Raw genomic sequence first — 22,105 nt, 5'->3', positions numbered from 1 at the left:
TCCTACGCGGCGGCGGAGGCGCGCACGGCACCGTCGCTCTTCAGCCACGTCCGCCGGTGCAGTCGCGTCGGCCCGAGGGTGGCGATGCCCTCCATGTGCACGGCGGCCGCGTAGCCCTTGTTCGAGGCCCAGCCGTAGCCGGGGTGGTCCTCGTCGTGCGCGACCATGAGCGCGTCGCGCTCGACCTTCGCGACGCACGCGGCGCCGGCGACCGAACCGCAGTCGCGGTCGGCCTTGGGACGCGTCGTGATCGCGAGCGGCCGCCGCAGGCGAGAGCTGAGCCAGTCGTGGGAGCCGTCGAGCAGCACGGCGCTGCCGACGACGTCGACGCCCGCGAGATGCAGCGCCTCGAGCGCCCGACGACCCGCGATCGCCAGCGCGGCCATGATGCCGACGGCGTCGATCTCGGCGGCGCTCGCGTGCCCGACGGCGGCGACGCCCCACTCGCGCACGACCGGCGCGGTGCGCTCGCGCGCCTTCGCGGTCATGAGTTTGGAGTCGCGCAGGCCCGCGGGCACCTCGTCGCAGCGCGCGAGCGCGAACGCGCCGACGCTCACGGGCCCGGCGAGCGCCCCGCGCCCCACCTCGTCCATGCCGATGACGAGCGGGCGGGCATCCCACAGCCCCGTCTCGACCTCGAGCGTGGGCTCGATCATCGGCCGCCCGATCCGACGCCGGAGTACACCTCGTCGTGGTCGTCGATCCACTGCCAGCGCGCGACGGGCCACGACACGACGATCGCGCGACCGACGACGTCCGACACCGGCACGAAGCCGCCCGTGGGCTCGTCCATGTGGGCGCGCGAGTCGGCCGAGTGGTACCGGTTGTCGCCGAGCACCCACAGCTGCCCCTCGGGCACGACGACGTCGAAGTCGGTGCCGGAGGCGGGCAGTCCCTCCTGGTCGAGGGTGACGTAGTCCGTCTCGTCGATCGGCACGTCGTTGATCGTGATCTGGCCGAAGTCGTTGCAGCACACGACGTGGTCGCCCGGCAGCCCGATGACGCGCTTGATGAGGTAGCCGTGGCTGTCGTCGGGCGCGAGGCCCACGAACGTCAGGAACCAGTCGGCGGCGCCCGCGATGCCCTCGGGCTGGTCGACCTGCGGGTCGGGCAGCCACGCGTCCGGGTCCTCGAACACGACGACGTCGCCGCGCTCGAGCTGCACGAGCTGCGGGGTGAGCAGGCTCACGATGACGCGGTCGTCGACCTCGAGCGTGTCGGACATCGACGGCGACGGGATGTAGAACGGCCGCACGAGGAACGTCTTCACGAGGAAGGAGATGATGAGCGCCGCGAGGAAGATCACCGCGAGGTCTCTCAGGAACAGGATGATCGTCCTGGAACCGCGTCCATCGGCCTTCGTCGCCATGCCCTGGTCCTGCCCTTCGCCAGCCGCCAAGCCTACGGCCGTCACCCATGCACGCAGGACGACACGAGGGGTGCGCGCGGCACTTCGTTGTCGAACCGTGCTGTCGAGCATCGCTCACGTGCCAGGCGTCCGCCCGCACCCGGACACGACGAAGGGGGCCGGTCGCCCGGCCCCCTTCGTGGATCGCATCGACGCTCAGGCGTCGCGCTTCTCCTTGATCTTCGCTGCCTTGCCGCGCAGGTTGCGCAGGTAGTACAGCTTCGCGCGGCGGACGTCACCCTTGGTGACGACCTCGATCTTGTCGATGACGGGCGAGTGCACGGGGAACGTGCGCTCGACGCCGACCTGGAACGAGACCTTGCGGACCGTGAAGGTCTCGCCGATGCCGCGGCCCTGACGGCCGATGACGTGGCCCTGGAACACCTGGACGCGCGAGCGCGAGCCCTCGATGATGTTCACGTGCACCTTGACGGTGTCGCCGGGGCGGAAGTCGGGGACGTCGGAGCGCAGCGAGGCTGCGTCGACGTGGTCGAGGATGTTCATGGCGGTGTCGCTCTCTGCGGCCGCCACAGGTCGACCGCTTCAGGATGTGGATGTTCGTGGGGTGCCCGCTCGCTCCCCTGTGGCAGAGGATGTGCATGGCACAATCGACCATCTTGCCACATGGCGGCCGTCGACGGCCACACGCGGGCGGCGCTCAGTCGGAGGCGCCACGCTCGAGCCGGATCGTCGTGCCGGCCTGCGGTCCGCCCGGACGCTCGAAGACCGCATCCGACGCCACGATCGGGCGCTGCGCCACCTGGTCGACGTAGGCGCCCAGGCGCGTGCGGGTCTCGAGCAGCAGCAGGCGGACCTGCACGTACCCGATGACGAAGCCGGCGAGGACCACGAGCAGGCCGAGGACGCCGGCGAGCGCGGCGGAGGCCGTGAGGGCGCCCGCGCCGACGAGCGCCGTGAGCGCGCTGCCGGACGCCGCACCCGAGCCGTCGACGACGAGCATGCCGAGGACGACGATCGCGAGCAGCCACGGTCCGACGAGCCGCACGTCGTGCCAGGTGACGGCGCGCGGACCGCGCACCTCCTTGCGCGCGAGCGTGAGCCCTGCGACCGCGCCGATCTGCAGCGCGAGGAACGGCGCGAGCAGCGCGAGCGGCACGATGGCCTGCGCGAGCGGCGCGCCGAAGAGGCCACGGCCGACGAGCACCCAGATGGGCAGCACGACGACCGAGGCGATCATGATCCACAGGAACGCGCGGCGCATGCGGCGAGCGTAGCGACCGGTGCGCCGGCTCCGCCCATGCGTTCGCCGAGAGCACGCCCGGAGCGCGCTCGCCCCGGCGCTGCGGACGTCAGCCCTCGAGGAGGTCGGGCCGCACGCGTCGCGTGCGCTCGATCGCCTGCTCGCGACGCCACGCCGCGACCTTGCCGTGGTCGCCCGAGCGCAGCACGTCCGGCACGTCGAGGCCGCGCCACGTCGCGGGCTTCGTGTAGATCGGGTACTCGAGGAGGCCGTCGGCGTGGCTCTCCTCGACGATCGACTCGGGGTTGCCGACCATGCCCGGGACGAGGCGCGTGATCGCCTCGAGCATCGCGACGACCGCGACCTCACCACCGTTCAGCACGTAGTCGCCGAGGCTCAGCTCGCGCACGGTCGCACGCGTCGCGACGTGCTCGGCGACGCGGGAGTCGATGCCCTCGTAGCGACCGCACGCGAAGACGAGGTGCGGCGCCTCGGCCAGCTCGTGCGCGATCGCCTGGGTGAAGCGCTCCCCCGCGGGCGACGGGAAGACGACCGTGGCCGGCGTCTGCGCGCTCGCGTCGGTGCCGAGGACGGCGTCGAAGGCCTCGCCCCACGGCTCGGGCTTCATGACCATGCCGGCGCCGCCGCCGTAGGGGGTGTCGTCGACGGTGCGGTGCCGGTCGTGCGTGAACGCGCGCAGGTCGTGCACGCGGGCGTCGACGAGGCCGCTCTGGCGCGCGCGACCCAGGAGCGACACGTCGAGCACCGAGAAGAAGTCGGGGAAGATCGTGACGACGTCGATGCGCACGTCAGCCCTTCGCGGCTGCGGGCGGCTCGGGGGCCGCCGGCTCGTCCGCCGCAGCGGATGCGTCCGGCGCGGGCGCCTCGGACGGGTCCGACTCCTCGGCGTCGGGCTCGGGAGCCTCCGCCGCATCGGCACGGCGGCCGGCGCCCTGGGGCTCCGGCTCGGCGTCGGCCGGGTCCGGATCCTCGAACAGGCCGTTGGGCGGCGTGATCTCCACGCGGCCGCGCTGCAGGTCGACCGTCGGCACGAAGGCCTGGACGAACGGCAGCAGCACCTCGGTCTCGCCGGAGGCGATGACGAGGAGGTCCTGGGCGGGCATCGGGTCGATGCGAGCGATGCGCCCGACCATGACGCCGTCGCGCCACACCTCGAGGTTCGCGAGCTGGTGCTGGTACCAGGCGTCGGGCTCGGAGGGCAGCTCGGTGGCGTCCTGCTCGACCCAGAGGACGGCCTTGACGAGGGTCTCGGCCTCCTCGCGGTCGTCGATGCCCTCGAAGAACCCGACGGGGTTGCCGTTGTAGACGCGGAACTCGGTGAGTCGCAGCGTCTTGCGGTGCCACTTCGACGACGTCGGCACCTGCAGCGAGAACTCGGCGCCCGGCACGAAGCGGCGATCAGGCTCGTCGGTGTACAGCTCGATCTTCAGCGCGCCCTTGAGGCCGTGCGCCTTGGTGAGGCGACCGACCCGCAGCTGGGTGCGCGTGCGCTCAGGAATCGGTGTCCACCACGTCGACACGGACGCGGCGCCCCTGCGCGAGCGCACCGACGACGGTGCGCAGCGCGGTCGCGGTACGGCCTCCACGGCCGATGACGCGGCCGAGGTCCTCGGGGTGCACGCGCACCTCGAGGACCTCGCCGCGGGGGGTCTCGCGCGACGCGACGGCGACCTCGTCCGGGCGATCGACGATGCCCTTGACGAGGTGCTCCAGCGCCGCGACGAGCATGTGCTACTCGGCCTTGGCGTCGGACTCGGCGGGTGCCTCGTCGGCGGCGGGCGCCTCGGCCTCGGGTGCCGCTGCGGGCTCCTCGGCCTTCTTCTCCGCCTTCGGGCGGAGGACGGGGGCCTTCTTCTCGTCGGCGACGAAGGCCTTGCGGCCCTCGGGCTGCTGCACGGTCGAGACGGCGTTCGCGTCGCCCTTGAACTTGCCCCAGTCGCCCGTGAGCTTGAGGATCGCGGCCACCTGCTCGGTCGGCTGCGCGCCGACGCCGAGCCAGTACTGCGCACGCTCGCCGTCGACCTCGATGCGCGAGGGGTTCTCGGTCGGGTGGTAGATCCCGATCTCCTCGATGACGCGGCCGTCGCGCTTGGTGCGCGAGTCGGCGACGACGATGCGGTAGAAGGGTGCGCGCATCTTGCCGAAGCGCTTGAGACGGATCTTGACAGCCACGGTTCTCCTGGTGGTTCCTTGACGAATGTGCACCCCTCGGGCCGCGGCGGGGGCGCGGAGAGGGAAGGCGGTGGGAGCCCGCATCTCCGAGAGAGGGCGGAACTGCTGGCTCGACCCACCATTCTGTCACATGACGCCACGCGTGCGTGCGCACCGCTCGGCGCACGACCGCGCCCTACGCTTGCGCCATGGACTTCGCCCACTCCGCGCGCGGCACCCTCGGGGTCGAATGGGAGCTGCAGCTCGTCGACCGCACGTCGCGCGACCTCGCTCCCGTCGCCCCGGCCGTGCTCGCGCGCATCGACGACGACCGGGTGAAGGGCGAGTTCCTGCAGAACACGGTCGAGCTCGTCACGGGCGTGCACGGCACGACGGACGCCGCGGTCGCCGAGGTGCGCGAGCTGCGCGACCTCGTCGTCGCGGCGGCCGACGCCGAGGGCGCCGACGTCATCGGCTCCGGCACGCACCCGACCGCGCGGTGGCGCGGCCAGCCGGTCTCCGACTCCCCCCGGTACCGCAGGCTCATCGAGCACGGCGGGTCGTGGGCCGAGCGCCTGCTCATCTTCGGCGTCCACACGCACGTCGGCATCGATCGACCCCGGCAGCAGACGGTGCCCATCGTGCACGCGCTGCTCGACCACCTGCCGCTCATCCTCGCGCTCTCGGCCTCGAGCCCGTACTGGCAGGGCCACGACTCCGGCTACGCCTCGCAGCGCGCCATGCTCTTCCAGCAGATCCCGAACGCGGGCCTCCCGCCGGACATGCCCGACTGGGAGACGTGGGAGCGCGTCGCGCACGACCTCGTGCACGTCGGCGCCGCCGACGGCCTCACCGAGCTGCGCTGGGACGTGCGCCCGTCGCCGCGCCTCGGCACCGTCGAGGCGCGGATCGCCGACGGCGCGCCCTCCCTCGCGCACCTGCACGCCGTCACGGCCCTCACGCACTGCCTCGTCGAGGAGCGCATGCGCGCGCTCGACGACGGCACCGAGCCCGAGCGCATCCCCTCGTGGCTCGTGCGCGAGAACCGCTGGCGCACCGCGCGCTTCGGCCTCGACGCCGTCATGATCACGAACGCCGAGGGCGCCACGATGCGCGTGGCCGAGGTGCTGCACTCGACGCTCGATCGCCTGGCACCCATCGCGGAGGACCTCGGCGCGACCGCGGGGATCGACGCGGCCGTCGCGGTGCTCGCGCAGGGCGGCTCGTCGGCGCAGCAGCGCGAGGCGATGATCGCCGGCGGCATGGATGCGGTGCTCGAGCACCTCGTAGAGGCCATGCGCGACTAGCCGCTCCGAGCCGCCCGCCCGGAGCCTGCGTCCGCGCTCGGCGCTCGCCTCACGCCGCGGGCGCCGCGGCGAACGCGCGCACGAAGGCGTCGGCGACGCGCACGTCGCCCGACACGACCTCCACGGCGTCGCGTCCGTCGCCGCGCGCCAGCAGCCCCTGCAGGTCGACGCCTGCGCGCAGCACGGCGTCGGGGACCCGGGCGCGCAGCGCCCGAGCCGTCTCCCCCGCCGCACCCGTCTCCGGCCGTTCGAGCGCCACGGTCGCGACGTCGAGGCGGTCGCCGTCGACCCGCACGCGCAGCGCGACGGTGCCGACGAGCAGGTCGGCGACGAAGGCCTGGTCGTGCGCCTCGGAGGCCGAGAACGCGGCCCGCAGCGCGGTGGCGAGCGCGTCCGCGGTCACGACGTCGTCCTCCGCGGGCTCGCCGAGGGATCGCGCGCCCCAGCGGGCGAGCGCGTCGACGACGGGCGCGAGGTCGCGCCCGAGCGGCGTGAGCTCGTAGACGGTGCCCATGCGCTTCACCGGGGTCTTGACGGCGAGGCCGGCGTCGACGAGCTCGGCGAGCCGCGTCGCGAGCACGTTCGTCGGGATGCGCGGCAGGCCGGCCCGCAGGTCGCCGTAGCGCCGCGGGCCGACGAGCAGGTCGCGCACCACGAGCAGCGCCCACCGGTCGCCGACGAGCTCGAGCGCTCGCGTGACGCCGTCGTGCTGCCCGTAGGAGCGGGCCGCCATCAGGAGTCGGCGCCGCCCTCGGCCAGGAACGCGTCGGGGCCCTGCTCGGCCGCGTGCGGATCCATCCACATGAACTCGAGGACGTTGCCGTCGGGGTCCTCGATCGCGTGCTGCACCATGAAGCCGTAGTCCTGCGCGGGACGCGACTCCGAGCCGCCCGAGGCGAGCGCGGTCGCCGCGATCTCCGCGACCGCCTCGCGCGAGTCGCGGCTGAGGGCGATGAGCGCCTGCGCCGTCGTGCGCGGGTCGGCGACCTCCTTCGACGTGAACGTCTGGAAGAAGTCGCGGCGCAGGATCATGAGCATGATCGTGTCCGAGATGACGACGCATGCGGCGTTCTCGTCGGTGAACATGGGATTGATCGACCATCCGAGCGCCTCGTAGAAGGCCTTCGAGCGGTCGAGGTCGGTGACGGGGAGGTTGACGAAGATCATCGTGGACATGTCGGCTCCGTTCGGATGCGCCGACCCCTCGTCGGACCGGCTGCCGTCATGCTTGCAAAAAGCAAGTGCGACGTCAAGCCTCCCGGCATCGCCCGATCAGGCGTTCTTCGCGTCGCGCCAGTCGAGGAACTGCCGCACCTGCTCGACGTCGTAGCCGCCGGGGCCGTCGTCGCCCGAGATCGACACCGTGATGAGACGGGTGCCGAGCGCGTGCAGCGCGTCGAGGCGCTCGACGCCGAGGCCGCCGATGCCCTGGCGCACGCTCGCGCCGTTCGACACGACCATGCCCGAGATGTCGCGCTCGACGTCGTCGGCGTGCTGCGCGAGCACGTCGAGCTTGTGCTGCAGCTCGTCGGGGCCGGCGAAGGAGTGCCACACGTCGGCGTGCTGGGCGACGATCCGCAGCGTCTTCCGCTCGCCGCCGCCGCCGATGAGCACGGGGATGTCGCGCACCGGCGCGGGGTTGAGCGCCGCGAGGCGCGACTCGATGCGCGGCATCGCGTCCTTCAGCTCGCGCAGCCGCGAGCCGGGCGTGCCGAACTCGTAGCCGTACTCGACGTAGTCGCGCTCGAACCAGCCGGCGCCGATGCCGAGCACGAAGCGTCCGTTCGAGATGTGGTCGAGCGTGCGCGAGACGTCGGCGAGCAGGTCGGGGTTGCGGTACGAGTTGCAGAACACGAGCGGGCCGAGCTCGACGCGCTCCGTCGCCTGCGCCCAGGCGGCCAGCTGCGTCGTGCACTCGAAGTGCAGCCCGTCGGGCTCGCCGGACAGCGGGTAGAAGTGGTCCCAGTTGAAGACCATGTCGACGCCCATGTCCTCGAGGCGCCGGACGGCGTCGAGCGACTGCTGGAACGAGGCGTGCTGCGGCGAGACCTGCACGCCGATGCGGGTGGGGATGTCGGTGGCGACCATGCGCTCCAGCCTAGGCGCGCATGCGACGACGGATCTGGGGCTAGCGCCCGCCGCCCAGCATGCGCTGCAGTGCGGCTCGGTCCTCGGCGCTCATGTCGGCGAGGTCGGGTGCCGCCTGCTGGCCGCCGCCGAACACGCCGCCGGGCGCGGGCGCCTCGACGGGCGCCACGGCGCGCTTGGCGGGGTTGCCCGAGCGCTTGCCCTTCGACGGCTTCTGCTGCACCTGCCGCTTGCCGACGCCGTGCGAGCCGGGCATGGGACCCATGCCGGGGATGTTCGGCATGCCGCCCTTCGCGACGGTCTTCATCATCTTCGCCGCCTGGTCGAAGCGCTGCATGAGCTGGTTGACCTCGGTGACGGTCACGCCGGAGCCGCGCGCGATGCGGAGGCGGCGCGAGCCGTTCAGGATCTTCGACTGCTTCCTCTCGCGCGGCGTCATCGAGAGGATGATCGCCTCGGTGCGCGCGAACTCGCCCTCGTCGAAGCCGTCGATCGCCTCGCGCAGGCCCTTCGCACCCGGCAGCATGCCGAGCATCTGCTTGAAGTTGCCCGCCTTGCGCACCTGCTGCAGCTGCTTGAGGAAGTCCTCGAGCGTGAACGAGTCGGTGAGCATCGCCTCGGTGACGCGACGCGCCTCCTCCTCGTCGAACGACTTCTGCGCCTGCTCGATGAGGGTGAGGATGTCGCCGAGGTCGAGGATGCGGCTCGCCATGCGGTCGGGGTGGAAGGGCTCGAAGTCCTCGAGCCGCTCGCCGGTCGAGGCGAAGAGGATGGGGCGGCCCGTGACGCCGCGGATGGACAGCGCCGCGCCACCGCGCGCGTCGCCGTCGAGCTTCGTGAGCACGACGCCCGTGAAGTCGACGCCCTCCTGGAAGGCCTTCGCCGTCGCGACGGCGTCCTGGCCGATCATGGCGTCGATGACGAAGAGCACCTCGTCGGGCTGGATGGCCTTGCGGATCCTCGACGCCTGCTGCATGAGCTCGGCGTCGACGCCGAGGCGGCCCGCGGTGTCGACGATGACGACGTCGTGCTGCCGACTGCGCGCGAGGGCGACGCCGTCGCGTGCGACCTTCACGGGGTCGCCGACGCCGTTGCCCGGCTCGGGCGCGTAGACCGCGACGCCCGCCTGGCCGGCGACGACCTCGAGCTGCGTCACGGCGTTCGGGCGCTGGAGGTCGGCGGCGACGAGGATCGGGGTGTGCCCCTCGCCCGCGAGGTGCAGCGCGAGCTTGCCCGCGAGCGTCGTCTTGCCCGCGCCCTGCAGGCCGGCGAGCATGATGATCGTCGGCGGGGTCTTCGCGAGCTCGAGCCTGCGCTGCTCGCCGCCGAGGATCGCGACGAGCTCCTCGTTGACGATCTGCACGACCTGCTGCGCAGGGTTGAGCGAGCTCGACACCTCCGCGCCGAGGGCGCGCTCGCGGATGCGACCGCAGAAGTCCTTCACGACGTCGAGCGCGACGTCGGCGTCGAGCAGCGCACGACGGATCTCGCGGACGGTGCCGTCGATGTCCGACGGCGTCAGCCGACCCTTCGTGCGCAGCTTCGCGAGGGAGTCGGTGAGCCGGGTGGAGAGAGAGCCGAACGCTGCCATGGTGCCTCCGATGGTACCGGCGGCCGGGCATGGCGTCGTCCCCGGGCGTCTACGCTGCCAGCATGCGCCTGAGACTCTCGCCGCGCGACGTGGGCGTGCTCGTGCGAGCGACGTCGAGGCGGGGCCCGACGCTCGCCGCGCTCGCCGAGGCCGCCGCCGCCCGGTTCCGCGATCGCACGGCCCTCGTCGTCGGCGATCGGTCGTGGTCGTTCGCCGAGCTGTGGCGGCGTGCCGAGCGCCTCGCGGGCGTGTGGCATCGCGAGTCGCTCGACGGGCCGCGCACGGTCGTGGTCGCCTGCGAGGGCGCCGGGCTCGTCGTGTCGCTGCTCGCGGGATCGCGCCTCGGCCTCGACGTCTGGCTCGCGCATCCCGGCCGCGTCGCCGCGCTCGAGCACGTCATCCCCGACGACGCGCTGCTCGTGCACGAGGAGGATGCGCCGGCGTGGCACCGCGGTCCGACGATGCCCGCCGAGCAGGCGCTCGCCCGCTCCGACGAGGAGGGCGGCCCGCTCGCGGACACGAGCCGACGCGGTCGGCTCGTGCTCATGACCGCCGGCACGACCGGCACGCCCGTGCCGCACGTCGCCCGGCAGTTCTCGGTGTGGGGCCTGCGGCAGCTGCGCAGCCTCCACGAGCGCATCGGCATCGCCTCGACCGACACGGTGCTCGCGTGCTGGCCCCTGCACCAGGGCAACGGCGTGCAGCTCGTCGCCGCGTCGCTGCTCACGGGCGCGACGCTCGTCGCCGCGCCGCGGTCGCGGCCGCACACGCGCGTGCGGCTGCTGCTCGAGCGCGGCGCGACGATGCTGTCGGGCACGCCGACGCAGCTGGGCCGCCTGCTCGACCACCTCGCCGAGACGGGCGAGACGCCGCCGCCCGTGCGGCGCATCGTCAGCGGCAGCGAGCCGCTCGACGCGCGGCTCGTCGCGCGCCTGCACGACGCGTGGGGGCCGATCGTCTGCAACGCCTACGGCACGACCGAGACGGGCACCGTGACGGTCGCGAGCCCCGACGAGGTCGTCGCGCATCCCGGCACGGTCGGCCGCGCCATCCCCGGCACGCAGGCCGGCATCGTCGGCCATCCCACGGGCGAGCAGGCCGAGGGGCGCGTGTGGGTGCGCGGCGCAGGCCGCACGATCATCACCGACGACCGGGGCCGCATGGACGACGGCAGGCTCACGATCCTCGGGCGGATGCCCGCCGGACCGGACGGCGACTGACGATGGCGCCGACGCCCGACTTCGTCCTCCGGCTGCGCGAGCACGTCGGCCACGCGCCGCTGTGGCTCTCCGGATCGACGGCCGTCGTGCTCGACGACGATCGCGTGCTGCTCGTGCGCCGCGCCGACACGGGCGCGTGGACGCCGATCTCGGGCATCGTCGATCCCGGCGAGCATCCTGCGACGACCGCGGTGCGCGAGGCGCTCGAGGAGGCGGGGGTCGTCATCGAGGTCGAGGCGCTCGTGCGCGTCCACGTCCTGCCTCCGACGACCTACGGCAACGGCGACGTCACGCAGTACCTCGACCTCGTGCACCGGTGCCGCCACGTGTCGGGCGAGCCGCACGTCGCCGACGAGGAGTCGGTCGACGTGCGCTGGTTCGCCCTCGACGCCCTGCCGCCCATGAGCGACGACATGCTCGCGCGGCTCGACGCCGCCGTGGCGTTCGACGGCACCGTGCGCCTGGCGTAGCCGCGCCCGGCGTCGCCGCGCCTGGCGTCGTCGCGCCTCGCGACCGGCGTCAGCCGACGAGCTGCTCCACGAAGACGTGGGGCGTGAAGCCCGTGAGGTCGTCGATGCCCTCGCCCTGGCCGATGAGCTTGATGGGGATGCCCGTGCGCTCCTGGACGGCGAGCACGAAGCCGCCCTTCGCGCTGCCGTCGAGCTTCGTGATGACGAGGCCCGTGACGCCGGCGTGCTCGATGAAGGCCTGCGCCTGCGCGACGCCGTTCTGCCCCGTCGTCGCGTCGAGCACGAGCAGCACCTCCGACACGGGCGCGAGCTTCTCGACGACGCGGCGGATCTTGCCGAGCTCGTCCATGAGCCCGCCCTTGGTCTGCAGCCTGCCCGCGGTGTCGACGATGCACATCGCGATGCCGCCGGCCTGCGCGCGCTGCACGGTCTGGAAGGCGACGGAGGCGGGATCCTGCCCCTCGCGCTCGGGCCGCACGACCTCGACGCCCGCCCGCTGCGCCCACGTCGCGAGCTGCTCGACGGCGGCGGCGCGGAAGGTGTCGGCCGCGCCGACCACGACCGACTGGCCGTGGCTCGCGAGCAGCCGCGCGAGCTTGCCGATCGTCGTCGTCTTGCCGACGCCGTTCACGCCGACGACGAGGATGACGGCGGGCCGCTCCTGCAGCGTCAGGGTGGGGTCGTAGGCGGCGAAGCGCTCCTCGAGCGTCTCCCGCAGCATGCGGCGCAGCTCGCGGGGATCGTCGACGACGAGCCGGTCGACGTCGGCGCGCAGCGCCTCGACGACCTCCTCGGCGATGTCGGGACCGAAGTCGGCGGTGATGAGCGCCGTCTCCAGGTCCTCCCAGGTCTCCTCGGTGATGGTCTCGCGCTGGAACATCCCGCGGAGCGCGTTCGAGATCGACCACCGCTGCGCCATGGCCCCCATGCTAGGCGGTGCGCCGCCGACCGCCACGCACCGGCGAGGCGTCGAGGCGCTACCATGAGGGTCGCGAAGGGGAGTATCCCGATTCGCCGCGATTCGTCATCACGGGCCCCGGGGCCCCGGTCGCGGCGGCGTGCGTGAGCACGCGGGAGAGACGTTCGCGCCTCCCCTGCGCCCTCACGCCCCCGAAAGGCAGCCCGTGACCCCGTACCAGATCTTCGAGATCGTCTCGCTCTCGGTGCTCGTGCTCATCCTCGTCGCCGACCTGCTGATCGTCGTCAAGCGGCCCCACGTGCCCTCGATGAAGGAGGCGACCGGCTGGGTCGTGCTCTACGTCTCGCTCGCGCTCGTGTTCGCCGGGGCGCTCCTGCTCATGGGCGACGCCCAGCACGCCGGCGAGTTCGTGACCGGCTGGCTGCTCGAGTACTCGCTGTCGATCGACAACCTCTTCGTCTTCATCATCATCCTCAGCCGCTTCTCGGTGCCGCGCGAGATGCAGCAGCGCGTGCTGATGATCGGCATCCTCATCGCGATCGTGCTGCGAGGCATCTTCATCCTCGTCGGCGTGCAGCTCGTCGAGCAGCTCTCGTGGGTCTTCTACATCTTCGGCGCCTACCTCGTCTACGTCGCGTACAAGCAGGCGTTCGGCAACGACGACGAGGCCGGCGAGAAGGACAACCTCGTCACGCGCCTGCTCAAGAGGCGCGTGAACTTCACCGACACGTGGAACGGCGGCAAGGCGACGCTCGTCGAGGACGGCGTGAAGTTCATGACGCCCTTCGTGCTCGTCATCGTCGCGCTCGGCACGACCGACCTGCTGTTCGCCATCGACTCGATCCCCGCCATCTTCTCGGTGACGACCGACCCGTTCCTCGTCTTCGCGTGCAACATCTTCGCCCTCATGGGCCTGCGCCAGCTGTACTTCCTGCTCGGCGGCCTCCTCGACCGCCTCGTGTACCTGCACTACGGCATCGCGGCGATCCTCGGCTTCATCGGCATCAAGCTCGTGTTCCACGCCATGGAGGAGAACGAGCTGCCGTTCATCAACGGCGGCGAGCACATCGCGTGGGTCCCGCACATCGAGACGTGGCACTCGCTGCTCGTCATCCTCGCCTCCATGGTCGTGTCGGTCGTCGCCTCGCTCATCAAGCTGCGCATCGACGCCCGCAGGACCGGCGACGGCAGCCTGCACCTCGGCCCCGTCGAGGCCGAGCGCGGCGCCGACGGCCACTTCCACATCGTCGACGCGACGGGCTCGTCGTTCGCCCGCCCGCTCACGATCGAGCCGCGCACGCAGGGCCTCATGGTGGTCGACGCCGAGGGCAAGCAGGCCCCGATCACCGACTTCGACCGCGAGGTGCTGCGCGAGGCGGCCGTCGAGGACATGCCCGAGCCCGCGCGCGACGCCATCCGCGACGAGGCCCGTGCCGAGTTCGACGCGCACGAGCGCGCCAACCCGACGGATGCCGCGGCCGACGCGGTCGACGACGGGCCCGACGCCCGACGATGATCGTCGGGCTCGATCCCGCCCCGATCCTCGCGTGGCTCGCGCCGCGCGCGATCGACGGGATCGAGGCCGTCGACGCGTCGGGCTACCGACGCACCCTCCGGACGCCGAGCGGCGTCGTCGTGGCCGCCGCCGCGGTCGACGCCCGCTCGGCGTCCGGCGTCCGGCTCGAGGGCGGCACGGCGGCGGTCGAGGCGCTGCGCGACGTCTTCGCGCTCGACGTCGACGCCGCGGAGGCGGATGCCCGAGTCGCCTGGGCGGCCGATCGGCACGGCATCCCCGCGCTCGCCGCCTCGATCGCCGCCGCTCCCCTGCTGCGCGCGCCCGGGTGCGCCGACCCGCACGAGATGACCTACCGGGCCGTCGTCGGGCAGCAGATCTCGGTCGCCGCCGCCACGGGGCAGCTGCGGCTGCTCGCCGCGCTCGGCGACGCGCAGGAGCAGCCGGTCGACGGCCTGCGCCGGCTCTTCCCGACGGACGCGCAGGTCGCAGCCGGAGCGCTGGGCGTGCTGCGCGGTCCGCGGGCGAGGTCCGAGACCGTCGCCCGCGTCGCGGCGGCGCTCGAGGCCGGCGAGCTCGTCATCGAGCGCGGCATCGACCTCGAGCGGATGCGCGCGCAGCTCGTGGCGCTGCGCGGCATCGGGCCGTGGACGGCGGGCTACGTGTCGCTGCGGCTCGGGGATCCCGACGTCCTGCTGCTCGGCGACTCCGCCGTGCGAGCGGGCGCCCTAGCGCTCGGCATCGTCGACCTCCCCGCGCTGGCCGCCGACGTCGCGCCGTGGCGCACGCACCTCATGCTGCACTGCTGGCGGGCGTCCGCGCCCTGAGAGGCGCCGCGGTCGCGCGACGGCGACCGGCTCCGGGGCGCGCGGTCGATGCACGAGCGTCACGAGCGGCAGCGACGAGGACGAGGACGCCGAGCACGCACGCCCACGCCTGCCTCAGCACGAGGACGACGGCCTCGACGGCCTGGCGACGAGGTCGCGATCTGCGCGCCTGCCCGGGTCAGCCACGCACCGAGGCCGTGACCGTGAACGTCGCGTCGCGGTGCACCTGCCGCGTCGGGCCGACGGCGCGCTCGAGCGCGGTGCGGTAGCGCAGGTGCCCGTTCCACACGCACCACAGCTCGCCCCCGGGTCGCAGCACGCGGCCCGCGGCCTCGAACATGCGGTGCGCGAGACCCGTGTGCACGGCCGAGTCGGCGTGGAAGGGCGGGTTGAGCAGCACGAGGTCCATCGACGCGTCGGGCACGCTCCCGGCGGCGTCGTCGCGCAGCGTCGTCACGTGCGCGCCGTTGGCGGCGGCCGTGAGCGCCGTCGAGCGCACGGCGCCGGCGGAGCGGTCGGTCGCCGTGACGCGGGCGGCCGGCTGGGCGAGTGCGACGGCCGTCGCGAGGAGCCCCGAGCCGCAGCCGAGGTCGAGCACGGCCGACGCGCGGGGCATGGCCGCGACGCGATCGAGCAGCAGCCGCGTGCCGCGGTCGACGGCGGAGCCGGCGAAGACGCCGCCGTGGGCGACGACCGTGAGCCCGACGTCGTCGTGCCGCGTCGATCGCGGCCAGTCGAGCGGCGGGAGGTCGCCCCGGGGTCCGGCGGCATGGAGGACGCGCGCCTTGCGGTGGGCGAGGGTGGCCGAGACCTCGCGGAGGTGGCGCTCGAGGACGCCGTTCTGCGAGCGCGTCATGTGCTTGACGCGCGCGCCGGCGACGACGTGCACGTCGCCCGCGGCGTGGCGTGCCACGAGGCCCGCGATCTCGTCGAGGGCGTCGAGCGATCGCGGCAGCTGGAGCAGCACGAGGCTCGCGCCCGTGACGAGCTCGGCGTCGAGCGGGTGATGCGCGTAGCCGCGGAGCCCGACGTGCTCGGCGTTGGCATCGAGCGCACGCTCCCCCGTGATCGGATCCTGGTGCACGCGCACGTGCGCCGCGCCCGCGTCGAGCGCGCCGAGCGTGAGCGCCCCGTGGCGATCGCCGACCACGACGACGTCGCGCCCCGCGATCCACGGCGCCGCCTCGGCGAGCACGAGCGCATCGGCGCTGTCGTGCGCCTGCAGGTCGGGCGAGTCGACGTCGGGCCAGCGGCGCAGGGCGTCGAGGTCGAGCATCGTCCCAGCGTAGGCGTCTGGGGCACGGCGTACCGTCGTCCGCATGGATGCGATCGCGCTCGTCGACGACCTCCGTGCCCGGGTGGGCGGGACCGTGCTCGCCGCCGACGACGACGGCTGGGACGAGGCGCGCGCCCCGTGGGCGCGCCAGGTGCTGCAACGCCCGGTCGCCGTCGTGACCGCCGCCGATGCGATCGACGTCGCGACCGTGCTCGACGTGGCGCGGGCGCATGGCGCCACGGTCGCGGTGCAGCCCACCGGCCACGGCGCGCACGATGCCCTCGACGGTGCGATCGTGCTGCGCATGGGCGCCTTCGACGGCGTCGAGGTCGACGTCGAGACGCGCACGGCCCGGGTCGGCGCCGGCGTGCTCGTCGGCGACCTGCTCGCGGCGCTCGACGGCACGGGGCTCGTCGCGCCGTCGGGCTCGAGCCGCATCGTGTCGGTCGCGGGCCTCGTGCTCGGCGGCGGGCACGGCTGGCTCTCGCGCCTCGGCGGGCTCGGCGGGCAGTGGCTGCGGCGTGCGCACGTCGTGCTGCCGGACGGCGCGCATCGCTGGATCGACGACGCGGACCCTGCGATGCGCCTGCTGCGCGGCGCGGGCGGGCTCGTGGCGATCGCGACCGAGCTCGAGCTCGACCTCCTGCCGGTCGCCGACCTGCGCGGCGGCGCGCTCGCGTTCGCGAGCGAGGCCGCCCGCGTCGTGCTGCTCGCGGCGAGCGAGCTCGCGACCGCCGCGCCGGGGGTCGCGCTCTCGATCGACCTGCTCGCGATGCCCGACGTGCCCGCGCTCCCCGAGGCCATCCGCGGCCGCTCCTGGACGAGCGTGCACGCCGTGCTCGCCGACGTCGACGATGCCGTGCTCGACGGGATCCGCACGGCGGCGCACCCGATCGCCGACGCCATCGCACCGATCGCCCCGGGCGCGCTGCATGCGATCGCGGGCGATCCCGAGGAGCCGGGCGCCGCCGCCGGCTGGTCGGCGTTCGCGCCGTCGCTCGATGACGCGACGATCGACGCGATCGTCCGCGCCCGGGCCGACCCCTCCCTCGCCGCCATCGTCGCGATCGAGGTGCGGCTGCTCGGCGCGATGCCGGCCCCGCTGCCCACGATCGTGCCGGCACCGAGCGCCGACTGGCTGGTGCACTGCATCGCGCCCATCCCGCCCGGTGGCGACGGCGCGACGCAGCGCTCCGCCGTCGCTCGGCTCGCCGCGCTCCTCGCACCCGTCACGGTCGACGCGACGCTGCCGACCTTCCTCGGCGACGCCGGGCTGGAGCGCGCGCTGCCGGAGGACGCCCTGGATGCCGTGCGGGCATGGCGCGCCGAGCACGACGGCGACGTGCTGCACCCGAGCCGGCTGCCGCGCTGACCGCGGCCGGACGAACGAGCAGCGGATGCGGTTGTGTGGCGCGCGAGGCCTCCCGCCGACAGGATCGTCGCAGGAGGTCACCATGCACCGCACCCGCTCCCACGGCACGCTCCCCCTCGTGCTCGCCGCATCGGCCGCGCTCGCGCTCGCCGGCTGCACCGCGACGGCCGCCACGGCGCCGACTCCCTCGTCCGCAGGCGCACCGAGCGAGAGCCCCGCGACGCCCGACGAGGCGACGGAGCTCGGCGCCGTGCCCGAGCCCGTGCCGAGCGGCGAGGTCGTCGCGCAGGGCCTCGTGCTCGACGCCGGCACCCCCGTGCTGTGCCTCGGCGACGTCGCCGCGTCGGCGCCGCCCCAGTGCGGCGGCATCCCCCTCGTCGGCTGGGACTGGTCGGCGATCGACGGCTGGGAGCAGTCGGCGAGCACCCGCTGGGGCTCGTACGCCGTGCAGGGCACGTTCGACGGCGAGACGTTCCGCGTCACCGCCGACCCGATCTCGCTCGCGCTCTACGACGTCGCCCCCATCCCGGAGGCGCCGCGCGAGCCCGGCACGACGCCCGAGGACGAGCTCGCCCGCATCCAGGGCGTGCTGCAGGATGCGCTCGGCGACCGCCTGCTCGCCGGCCAGCCCGTCGACGGCACGCTGGACGCGACGGTCGTGTTCGACGACGGCACGCTGCAGGAGCACCTCGACGAGGTCTACGGGGCGAACGTCGTGCGCGTCATGAGCGCGATGCGCGCCGTGGACGCGCCCTGATCCGAGCCGCACGTCGGCCGCAGATGAGACGAGACGCGAGCCCTCGGGCTCGCGTCTCGTCGTCGTGCGGTCGGGTGCCGCTCAGTCGGCGTCGCCGCGGCCCGTCTCGGACTGCAGGCGGTCGATGTGCTGCGAGGCCTCGGCCTTCGTCATGTCGGCCGGCAGCTGCTCGCCCGCCTCGCGCGCGAGGGTGTCGAGGTAGCTGGTCTGGGCGGCGGTGATGGGCTCGTCGCCCGTGGCCCAGTCGCTCGGGTCCTTGACCGCGGCGTCCTGCGGGTCCGCTGCGCCCAGCATGTCGCCGGAGGTCTGGTCGTCGTCCTGGGGTGCGTTCGCATCGGTCATGTCCGAAGGCTATGCCGCGCCGCCGACATCGCCGGAGGGCTTGCGCGCGGCCGTCCGGGCGGTCGCTCCCGGCGGGGCGCGTGCGCCGTCGTCGCGCGGAGGACGCGTGCGCTACGACGCGTGCGCCTCGTCCGGCTCGCGCCGCGTGCGCTGCCCCACGACGGCCGAGACGCCGTCCTGCCGCATCGAGACGCCGTAGAGCGCGTCGGCGATCTCCATCGTGCGCTTCTGATGCGTGATCACGATGAGCTGGCTCGTCTCGCGCAGCTGCTCGAACACCTGCAGCAGGCGACCGAGGTTCGCGTCGTCGAGCGCGGCCTCCACCTCGTCCATGATGTAGAACGGGCTCGGCCGCGCCTTGAAGATCGCGACCATGAGGGCGACGGCCGCGAGCGAGCGCTCGCCGCCCGAGAGCAGCGAGAGTCGGTCGATGCGCTTGCCCGCGGGGCGCACGGTGACCTCGATGCCCGTCTCGAGCATGTCCTCGGGATCCGTGAGCGCGAGGCTCCCCGAGCCGCCGGGGAACAGCACGGGGAAGATCTCCGCGAACGCGACGCGCGTGTCCTCGAAGGCGCTCGCGAAGATGCCCTCCATCCGCTCGTCGAGGTCGGCGATGATCTGCTCGAGGTCCCTGCGCGTCGTCGCGAGGTCCGCGAGCTGCTCGGTGAGGAACGCGTGCCGCTGCTCGAGCGCCGCGTACTCCTCGAGCGCGAGCGGGTTCACCCGCCCGAGGCGTGCGAGCGTGCGCTCGGCCTCCGCGAGCCGCCGCTGCCACGTCGGTCGGTCGAAGTCGGCGTCGGGCGCATGCTCGGCGAGCAGCACGTCCTCGTCGACGCCGAGCTCGGCCGCGGCGCGCTCGATGAGGCTCGACAGGTGGAGGCGCTGCTCGTACGTCTCCATCTCGAGCCCGTGGACGCGCTCGGTGAGCGCGTGCAGGCGATCGCGCAGCTCGGACTCCTGCCTGCGCAGCGTGCCGAGCGCCTCGGAGTTCTCGCGTCGCGCCGTCTCGCGCTCGGCCAGGCGCAGCCGCGCCTCGGAGAGCGAGCGGTCGACGGCGTCGAGCACGGGAGGCAGCGCGCCGGCGACGCGCTCGGCGGCACGCCGCTGCCGCTCGCGGATGACGGCGCGTCTCGCCTGCTCCTCGGCGGCCTGCCGCTGCGCGACCATCTCGCGCTCGAGCGCCGTGGCGCGCTCGCGCTCGACGCGGACACGCTCGCGCGCCGTCTCGACGTCGACGCGCAGCTCGGTCTCCATGCCGCGCTCGGCGTCGAGCTCGGTCACGAGCGACTCGCGCGAGGACGCGTCGAGGATGGGGCGCGGCGTCTGCTCGAAGTCGGCGAGCCGTCGCTCGGCCGCGTCGAGCGCCGACGATGCCTCCGCGAGCCCCGCCTCCGCCTCGACGACGGCCGCCTGGGCGCGCTCGCGCTCCGCGACCGCCGACTCGAGCCGTGCGCGCACGCGCGAGCGCTCCTGCCCGCGCGCCGCCGACTCCGCGTCGTGGGCGCGCAGCGCCTCGAGCGCCTCCTGCGACTCGCGCCTGCCCGCCTGGAGCGCGTGGCGCTGCTCGTCGACGACGCCGGCCTCGCGCTCGATCTCGGCGCTGAGCGTCTCGAGCCGCTCGAGGGCCGCGTCACGGTCGGCGACGAGCTCGAGCCGCGACGCGGCGTCCTTCGACCCGCCCTGCACGAGCTGCCGCGTCATGACGTCGCCCTCGCGCGTCACCACCGTCACGCCGACGTCCGCTGCGAGCGCCCCGACCACCGCGGCCGCGGCGTCGAGGTCGTCGACCACGACCGTGCGGGCGAGGAGGCCGAGCACGCCGTCGGGCGCCTCCACGACGTCGACGGCAGGCGTCGCGCCGTCGATCGCCGCGACGGCAGCGGCATCCGCGTCGAGCACGGCATCCGCGACGACGACGTCGATGCGGCCGTGGCCGCCGTCGCGCGCGTGCGCGACCGCTGCGACCGCCGCCTCGCGCGAGGTCGCGAGCAGCGCCTCGCCGAGCGCGCCGAGGGCGGCGGCGATGGCCGCCTCGAAGCCGGGTCGCACGCGGATGCGCTCGGCCACGACGCCGTCGATGCCCGCGAGCCCGGCGTCGGCGAGGGCGGCCGAGGCGCTCTGCGCGTCGAGCGCGAGCGACAGCGCCGTCGAGCGCGCTGCGAGGGAGTCGCGCTCACGCTCGCGTGCGTGGAGTGCCTCGCGCGCACGCTCGAGCGACGCCTGCAGCGTGGCGACGGCCTCGTCGGCGGCGCGCCACCGCGATCCGAGGGTCTCGGCGTCGCCGGCCTCGAGGTCGTCGTCGCCCAGCGCGTCGACGGCCTGCTGCGCCTCGACGAGCCGCTGCTGCGCGTTCGCGAGCGCCGCACCGCGTCGCTCGACCTCGGTGCCGCGCGCCGTGCGCGTCGACGCCGCGACCTCGACGCGCGAGCGATGCGCCGCGAGCTCGAGGTCGTGGCGCGACACGAGCGCCGACTGCCGTGCGATCTCCTCGTCGAGCGCGTCGAGGGCCGCCCGCGCGAGCGCGACCTTCGCCGCCTGGCTGCCGAGCCCGCGCTCGCCGTCGGCGACGCGATCGGCGAGCGCCTCGGCCTCGGCGCGGACGGCGGCGATCTGGTCGGCGGTCACGAGGCGCGAGAGGTCCTGCTGCTCGATGGGCTCGCCGAGCAGCGCGAGCCGCTGGGTCGCGAGGGTCGAGAGCGACTGCAGGCGCGTGCGCTCGCGCTCGAGCCCGTGCACCGTCTGGCGGGCGAGGTCGACCTCATCTCCGCCCATCGCGTCCTCGATGCGAGCGGCGCGCATGCGCGCCTGGTCGAGCTGCTCCTGCAGCACGATGCGCTCGCTCTTGCGCTCCGACTCCGTGCGCGCCGCCGCCGCGAGCGCATCGCGGAGGCGCACGACCTCGTCAGCGATGAGCCTGCCCTTCGCCTCGCGGACGGCCGCCTGGATCGACTGCGCCTCCTTCGCGATCTCGGCCTGCTGCCCGAGTGGCTTCAGCTGCCTGCGCAGCTCGCCGGCGAGATCCGACAGCCGGGTGAGGTTCTGCTGCATCGCGTCGAGCTTGCGGAGCGTCTTCTCCTTGCGCCTGCGGTGCTTGAGGATGCCCGCGGCCTCCTCGAGGAACCCGCGGCGGTCGGTCGGGCTCGCCTGCAGCAGCGCGTCGAGCTGCCCCTGGCCGACGATGACGTGCATCTCGCGTCCGAGGCCGGAGTCCGACAGCAGCTCCTGCACGTCGAGCAGCCGGCACGACTCGCCGTTGATCGCGTACTCGCTGCCGCCGCTGCGGAAGAGGGTGCGGGAGATCTGCACCTCGGCGTACTCGATCGGCAGCGCGCCGTCGGCGTTGTCGATCGTCAGCTCGACGTGCGCGCGCGACAGCGGCCCCGTCGTCGCCGTGCCGGCGAAGATGACGTCCTCCATCTTGCCGCCGCGCAGCGTCTTCGCGCCCTGCTCGCCCATGACCCAGGCCAGGGCGTCGACGACGTTCGACTTGCCGGAGCCGTTCGGGCCGACGACCGCGGTGACGCCCGGCTCGAACCGGAACGACGTCGCGCGCGCGAAGGACTTGAAGCCCTTGACGTCGAGGCTCTTGAGGTACACGCCGCTCCCGGTCCGATGGATCGGACCCCACGCTAGCGAACCCGG

22 protein-coding genes and 1 pseudogene are annotated in these 22,105 nt (G+C 73.8%); 7 read left to right on the top strand and 16 right to left on the bottom strand.

Annotation, left to right across the window (positions count from 1 at the left end; genetic code table 11):
* Positions 1–2: 2 nt before the first annotated feature.
* The 8 genes from ABD249_RS05690 to rpsP form a co-directional block, all read right to left on the bottom strand.
* Positions 3–656: a ribonuclease HII gene (locus tag ABD249_RS05690; RefSeq protein WP_344341341.1), complete on the bottom strand. Its 654-nt coding sequence runs from the start codon at positions 654–656 to the stop codon at positions 3–5.
* Complete coding sequence (lepB, locus tag ABD249_RS05685; RefSeq protein WP_344341339.1) at positions 653–1,369, bottom strand: signal peptidase I; 717 nt, start codon at positions 1,367–1,369, stop codon at positions 653–655. The genes ABD249_RS05690 and lepB overlap by 4 nt, the downstream gene beginning before the upstream one ends.
* Before the next feature lie 195 nt (positions 1,370–1,564).
* Entirely contained in the window at positions 1,565–1,912 is a 348-nt protein-coding gene (gene rplS, locus ABD249_RS05680; protein ID WP_344341337.1) for a 50S ribosomal protein L19, read from the bottom strand.
* Positions 1,913–2,066: 154 nt separating this feature from the next.
* The gene (locus ABD249_RS05675; protein WP_344341335.1) at positions 2,067–2,630 is read right to left on the bottom strand and encodes a hypothetical protein; all 564 of its coding nucleotides are present in this window, start codon (positions 2,628–2,630) and stop codon (positions 2,067–2,069) included.
* A gap of 88 nt (positions 2,631–2,718) precedes the next feature.
* The gene (trmD, locus tag ABD249_RS05670; RefSeq protein ID WP_344341333.1) at positions 2,719–3,417 is read right to left on the bottom strand and encodes a tRNA (guanosine(37)-N1)-methyltransferase TrmD; all 699 of its coding nucleotides are present in this window, start codon (positions 3,415–3,417) and stop codon (positions 2,719–2,721) included.
* A 1-nt stretch (position 3,418) separates the two neighbouring features.
* Positions 3,419–4,177, bottom strand: a complete 759-nt coding sequence (rimM, locus tag ABD249_RS05665; protein ID WP_425546288.1) for a ribosome maturation factor RimM — start codon at positions 4,175–4,177, stop codon at positions 3,419–3,421.
* Positions 4,122–4,358: an RNA-binding protein gene (locus ABD249_RS05660; RefSeq protein ID WP_344341331.1), complete on the bottom strand. Its 237-nt coding sequence runs from the start codon at positions 4,356–4,358 to the stop codon at positions 4,122–4,124. The genes rimM and ABD249_RS05660 overlap by 56 nt, the downstream gene beginning before the upstream one ends.
* A 3-nt stretch (positions 4,359–4,361) precedes the next feature.
* Positions 4,362–4,802 (bottom strand): 30S ribosomal protein S16, encoded by a 441-nt coding sequence (gene rpsP / locus ABD249_RS05655; protein WP_344341329.1) that lies wholly within the window; start codon positions 4,800–4,802, stop codon positions 4,362–4,364.
* A gap of 188 nt (positions 4,803–4,990) precedes the next feature.
* On the opposite strand from rpsP, the gene ABD249_RS05650 reads away from it, so the two are divergent.
* Positions 4,991–6,088: a carboxylate-amine ligase gene (locus tag ABD249_RS05650; RefSeq protein WP_344341327.1), complete on the top strand. Its 1,098-nt coding sequence runs from the start codon at positions 4,991–4,993 to the stop codon at positions 6,086–6,088.
* A 49-nt stretch (positions 6,089–6,137) separates the two neighbouring features.
* On the opposite strand, the gene ABD249_RS05645 is transcribed toward ABD249_RS05650, so the two are convergent.
* The 4 genes from ABD249_RS05645 to ffh form a co-directional block, all read right to left on the bottom strand.
* A complete protein-coding gene (locus tag ABD249_RS05645) occupies positions 6,138–6,821 on the bottom strand; it encodes a winged helix-turn-helix transcriptional regulator (protein ID WP_344341325.1) in 684 nt (227 codons plus the stop codon).
* Complete coding sequence (locus ABD249_RS05640; protein WP_344341323.1) at positions 6,821–7,264, bottom strand: VOC family protein; 444 nt, start codon at positions 7,262–7,264, stop codon at positions 6,821–6,823. Before ABD249_RS05640 ends, ABD249_RS05645 begins: the two co-directional genes overlap by 1 nt.
* Positions 7,265–7,360: 96 nt before the next feature.
* A complete protein-coding gene (locus ABD249_RS05635; RefSeq protein ID WP_344341321.1) occupies positions 7,361–8,176 on the bottom strand; it encodes an LLM class F420-dependent oxidoreductase in 816 nt (271 codons plus the stop codon).
* A 40-nt stretch (positions 8,177–8,216) separates the two neighbouring features.
* A complete protein-coding gene (gene ffh, locus ABD249_RS05630; protein ID WP_344341319.1) occupies positions 8,217–9,767 on the bottom strand; it encodes a signal recognition particle protein in 1,551 nt (516 codons plus the stop codon).
* Positions 9,768–9,829: 62 nt separating this feature from the next.
* Between ffh and ABD249_RS05625 the strand changes: the two genes are divergently transcribed.
* Both ABD249_RS05625 and ABD249_RS05620 read left to right on the top strand, forming a co-directional pair.
* Positions 9,830–10,987, top strand: coding sequence for an AMP-binding protein (locus tag ABD249_RS05625; RefSeq protein WP_344341317.1), 1,158 nt, complete (start codon positions 9,830–9,832; stop codon positions 10,985–10,987).
* A 2-nt stretch (positions 10,988–10,989) separates the two neighbouring features.
* Complete coding sequence (locus ABD249_RS05620) at positions 10,990–11,457, top strand: NUDIX hydrolase (protein WP_344341315.1); 468 nt, start codon at positions 10,990–10,992, stop codon at positions 11,455–11,457.
* 49 nt (positions 11,458–11,506) lie between these two features.
* On the opposite strand, the gene ftsY is transcribed toward ABD249_RS05620, so the two are convergent.
* The gene (ftsY, locus tag ABD249_RS05615; RefSeq protein ID WP_344341313.1) at positions 11,507–12,376 is read right to left on the bottom strand and encodes a signal recognition particle-docking protein FtsY; all 870 of its coding nucleotides are present in this window, start codon (positions 12,374–12,376) and stop codon (positions 11,507–11,509) included.
* 205 nt (positions 12,377–12,581) lie between these two features.
* On the opposite strand from ftsY, the pseudogene ABD249_RS05610 reads away from it, so the two are divergent.
* Positions 12,582–13,550: pseudogene (locus ABD249_RS05610) on the top strand (TerC/Alx family metal homeostasis membrane protein); the annotation flags it as partial.
* A 338-nt stretch (positions 13,551–13,888) separates the two neighbouring features.
* Positions 13,889–14,716 carry a DNA-3-methyladenine glycosylase 2 gene (locus tag ABD249_RS05605; RefSeq protein WP_344341311.1) on the top strand — a complete coding sequence of 276 codons (828 nt, stop codon included), beginning with the start codon at positions 13,889–13,891 and terminating at the stop codon, positions 14,714–14,716.
* A 178-nt stretch (positions 14,717–14,894) separates the two neighbouring features.
* Here ABD249_RS05605 and ABD249_RS05600 read toward each other — a convergent pair whose 3' ends face one another.
* Positions 14,895–15,992 carry a class I SAM-dependent methyltransferase gene (locus ABD249_RS05600; RefSeq protein ID WP_344341309.1) on the bottom strand — a complete coding sequence of 366 codons (1,098 nt, stop codon included), beginning with the start codon at positions 15,990–15,992 and terminating at the stop codon, positions 14,895–14,897.
* Positions 15,993–16,035: 43 nt separating this feature from the next.
* Between ABD249_RS05600 and ABD249_RS05595 the strand changes: the two genes are divergently transcribed.
* Positions 16,036–17,364 (top strand): FAD-binding oxidoreductase, encoded by a 1,329-nt coding sequence (locus ABD249_RS05595; protein ID WP_344341307.1) that lies wholly within the window; start codon positions 16,036–16,038, stop codon positions 17,362–17,364.
* 82 nt (positions 17,365–17,446) lie between these two features.
* Entirely contained in the window at positions 17,447–18,121 is a 675-nt protein-coding gene (locus ABD249_RS05590) for a hypothetical protein (protein WP_344341305.1), read from the top strand.
* 81 nt (positions 18,122–18,202) lie between these two features.
* Here ABD249_RS05590 and ABD249_RS05585 read toward each other — a convergent pair whose 3' ends face one another.
* Positions 18,203–18,415 carry a DUF3072 domain-containing protein gene (locus ABD249_RS05585; RefSeq protein WP_425546301.1) on the bottom strand — a complete coding sequence of 71 codons (213 nt, stop codon included), beginning with the start codon at positions 18,413–18,415 and terminating at the stop codon, positions 18,203–18,205.
* Between the two features lie 159 nt (positions 18,416–18,574).
* The gene (gene smc, locus ABD249_RS05580) at positions 18,575–22,060 is read right to left on the bottom strand and encodes a chromosome segregation protein SMC (protein ID WP_344341301.1); all 3,486 of its coding nucleotides are present in this window, start codon (positions 22,058–22,060) and stop codon (positions 18,575–18,577) included.
* Positions 22,061–22,105 lie beyond the last annotated feature (45 nt).

Source organism: Agrococcus versicolor, from assembly GCF_039531815.1.
Classification (GTDB): Bacteria; Actinomycetota; Actinomycetes; order Actinomycetales; family Microbacteriaceae; genus Agrococcus; species Agrococcus versicolor.
This window is presented reverse-complemented; position numbering and strand designations above follow the sequence as displayed.

What these genes read in the sequence shown, in the direction of transcription:
- ABD249_RS05690 (WP_344341341.1), bottom strand. Translation starts at nt 656, where the DNA reads ATGATCGAGCCCACGCTCGAGGTCGAGACGGGGCTGTGGGATGCCCGC.
- lepB (WP_344341339.1), bottom strand. Translation starts at nt 1,369, where the DNA reads ATGGCGACGAAGGCCGATGGACGCGGTTCCAGGACGATCATCCTGTTC.
- rplS (WP_344341337.1), bottom strand. Translation starts at nt 1,912, where the DNA reads ATGAACATCCTCGACCACGTCGACGCAGCCTCGCTGCGCTCCGACGTC.
- ABD249_RS05675 (WP_344341335.1), bottom strand. Translation starts at nt 2,630, where the DNA reads ATGCGCCGCGCGTTCCTGTGGATCATGATCGCCTCGGTCGTCGTGCTG.
- ABD249_RS05660 (WP_344341331.1), bottom strand. Translation starts at nt 4,358, where the DNA reads ATGCTCGTCGCGGCGCTGGAGCACCTCGTCAAGGGCATCGTCGATCGC.
- ABD249_RS05650 (WP_344341327.1), top strand. Translation starts at nt 4,991, where the DNA reads ATGGACTTCGCCCACTCCGCGCGCGGCACCCTCGGGGTCGAATGGGAG.
- ABD249_RS05645 (WP_344341325.1), bottom strand. Translation starts at nt 6,821, where the DNA reads ATGGCGGCCCGCTCCTACGGGCAGCACGACGGCGTCACGCGAGCGCTC.
- ABD249_RS05640 (WP_344341323.1), bottom strand. Translation starts at nt 7,264, where the DNA reads ATGTCCACGATGATCTTCGTCAACCTCCCCGTCACCGACCTCGACCGC.
- ABD249_RS05635 (WP_344341321.1), bottom strand. Translation starts at nt 8,176, where the DNA reads ATGGTCGCCACCGACATCCCCACCCGCATCGGCGTGCAGGTCTCGCCG.
- ffh (WP_344341319.1), bottom strand. Translation starts at nt 9,767, where the DNA reads ATGGCAGCGTTCGGCTCTCTCTCCACCCGGCTCACCGACTCCCTCGCG.
- ABD249_RS05625 (WP_344341317.1), top strand. Translation starts at nt 9,830, where the DNA reads ATGCGCCTGAGACTCTCGCCGCGCGACGTGGGCGTGCTCGTGCGAGCG.
- ABD249_RS05620 (WP_344341315.1), top strand. Translation starts at nt 10,990, where the DNA reads ATGGCGCCGACGCCCGACTTCGTCCTCCGGCTGCGCGAGCACGTCGGC.
- ftsY (WP_344341313.1), bottom strand. Translation starts at nt 12,376, where the DNA reads ATGGCGCAGCGGTGGTCGATCTCGAACGCGCTCCGCGGGATGTTCCAG.
- ABD249_RS05605 (WP_344341311.1), top strand. Translation starts at nt 13,889, where the DNA reads ATGATCGTCGGGCTCGATCCCGCCCCGATCCTCGCGTGGCTCGCGCCG.
- ABD249_RS05600 (WP_344341309.1), bottom strand. Translation starts at nt 15,992, where the DNA reads ATGCTCGACCTCGACGCCCTGCGCCGCTGGCCCGACGTCGACTCGCCC.
- ABD249_RS05595 (WP_344341307.1), top strand. Translation starts at nt 16,036, where the DNA reads ATGGATGCGATCGCGCTCGTCGACGACCTCCGTGCCCGGGTGGGCGGG.
- ABD249_RS05590 (WP_344341305.1), top strand. Translation starts at nt 17,447, where the DNA reads ATGCACCGCACCCGCTCCCACGGCACGCTCCCCCTCGTGCTCGCCGCA.
- ABD249_RS05585 (WP_425546301.1), bottom strand. Translation starts at nt 18,415, where the DNA reads ATGCTGGGCGCAGCGGACCCGCAGGACGCCGCGGTCAAGGACCCGAGC.